Genomic DNA, 2,092 nt, shown 5'->3' on the forward strand with positions numbered 1-2,092 from the left:
TCCGCCGCCCGTAGACCTTAATCATCTAGCGTTCCCACAATCCTCTTTATCTCAATCCCAACACGTAGCAGACATTCTGCAGCAATCCGCACATCGGGCTCGGGGCAGCCATCGGCTGCGATCAGCTTGCATGCCAGCTCCGCCTGGTGATGCAGACATCCAGTCGGCATCGTGCTAAGTACCTCACGGGTTGACATGGCGCGAGTAGCCGAATGGCAAAGCACTATCTGTTTTTGGTGGCGGCTATCGTCGCTGAGGTCCTCGCAACAACATCTTTAGCGCGGTCGGAGAGCTTTACTCGGCTCGGGCCAAGCCTCATCACGATTGCGGGATATACGGTTGCATTTTGGTGCTTGTCGTTCCCGCTGCGGGTTATGCCGACCGGCGTTGTCTACGCTATATGGTCGGGCATGGGCATCGTGCTCATTAGTGCTGTCGCTTGGATTTGGTATCGACAATCTTTGGACTTCCCTGCTTTGCTTGGTATGACACTAATCCTTTTAGGAGTGGTCATCGTTAATGTATTCTCCCAATCGATAGGTCACTGAGCGGAAATACTTCTGCTACCGCGAGTGCGTAAAATGGTCTGATTTGGGCTTAGAGCGGGCAACTGAGAGTTTCAGTCGGGCTGTGACCTGACGGGGTACGGTGGACAACGGCGTTGCGGGACGAACCTGCCGATCGCTGCACCGGCAATAATTCTCGTTCTGCAGGTCAAACGGTTCTCACGGCACATCGCGTCGCAAACTGAATATCAATGGCAGCGTTCGATCGATACCATCGGTGTCAGAGAACTGGACAGGGTTGCTGAATGGCCGAAGTCGGGAAAATACCGGCAATCCCGACGGGGTCCGTCACCCTTGCGATTGTTCTCAGTCTCGTTTCCCTTGTGTTTTTTGACCTGATGGGACTGGTCATCAAGCGTCTGTCCGCTGGTTACACAGCGGCGGAACTGTCCGCGTACCGCAATATCTTTGGACTGGCGCCCAGCTTTATCGCGCTTTGGTCAACGCCAGCCTGGCACCGGAACGGGCGGCGCCTGCGTATCCGCCAATGGGGCCTGATCTGCATGCGGGGTCTGATCGTCACCTTCGCACAGTTGATGTTCTATCTATCGCTGGGTCTGATCGCCTTTGCCACTGCGACGACCATTTCCTATTCCAGCGGGCTTTTCATGACAGCCTTTGCCGTGCTGCTGCTGGGTGAACGGGTGGGTCTCATCCGTTGGATCGCGGTGTTGATTGGCTTTGTCGGCGTTTTGATGGTTATGGGCCCGGGGCGTGAAACATTTACCTTGGCGTCCCTTTTGCCACTGGGTGCAGCCGCGCTTTACGCGCTGACTGGAGTGACAGCGCGGTTGATTGACGAGGAAGTACCAAGCGCATTGGTCAACTTGTACTCCACTGGCTTTGCCGTTGTCGGATCGGTGATGCTCGCGCTTTACCTCGGTGGTTTTTCCACTGTTCGATCTGCGTCCGATCTTGGATGGATTGTGGCGATGGGAGGTTTCGGCGGAACCGCTGTATTGCTTATGATTATCTCCTTCAGGATGACCGAACAAAGCAACCTTGCACCATTCAGCTATTTCGGCATTCCGATGGCTTTCATTTTCGGATGGGTGTTCTTTGGCGAAGCACCAATCCGCGACCTATTTCCTGGCGCGATCCTGATCATCGGCGGAGGGCTGTTGGTCGTTTGGCGCGAGCGTCAGCGGAACAAACCGGCTTCTGCCACCCGGTCCATGGCGGAGTGAAGCCTCTTGTCCACATTCCCCGCTTGGCCAAGCGCTTCTGGACCTCGTAACTTACTTGGTCCCAACCATACCGGCGCTAGACAACCTTCTGCCAAATTGAAAAGCCCCGGAGCGCGATTATGCGCAACCGGGGCTGGCGAACTATAAGGAGGTATCCGCCGACAGGAAGGTACTTAGTTTCGATAGTGTGCGTCGACTTTGCGAATGTTGCAATTGCCGATTTCCAATCACACCATCTATCCCTGCTTCCAAAGTCGTGTGGTCCTGGTTAGGCGGGAACTCGCTGCGAGCGACACGGGAATCTGTCCTCGATCCAAGTGAAGACACTGCAACTGCCAA

Annotated in this window: 2 protein-coding genes; both read left to right on the top strand. The window is 55.2% G+C overall.

What is annotated here, in order from left to right:
* The first annotated feature begins 212 nt into the window (after positions 1-212).
* Positions 213-548, top strand: coding sequence for a DMT family transporter (locus tag QKW60_RS20950; RefSeq protein WP_282371653.1), 336 nt, complete (start codon positions 213-215; stop codon positions 546-548).
* A 263-nt stretch (positions 549-811) separates the two neighbouring features.
* Positions 812-1,753, top strand: coding sequence for a DMT family transporter (locus QKW60_RS20955; RefSeq protein WP_282371655.1), 942 nt, complete (start codon positions 812-814; stop codon positions 1,751-1,753).
* Positions 1,754-2,092 lie beyond the last annotated feature (339 nt).

Source organism: Albidovulum aestuarii, from assembly GCF_029961185.1.
GTDB lineage: Bacteria > Pseudomonadota > Alphaproteobacteria > Rhodobacterales > Rhodobacteraceae > Albidovulum > Albidovulum aestuarii.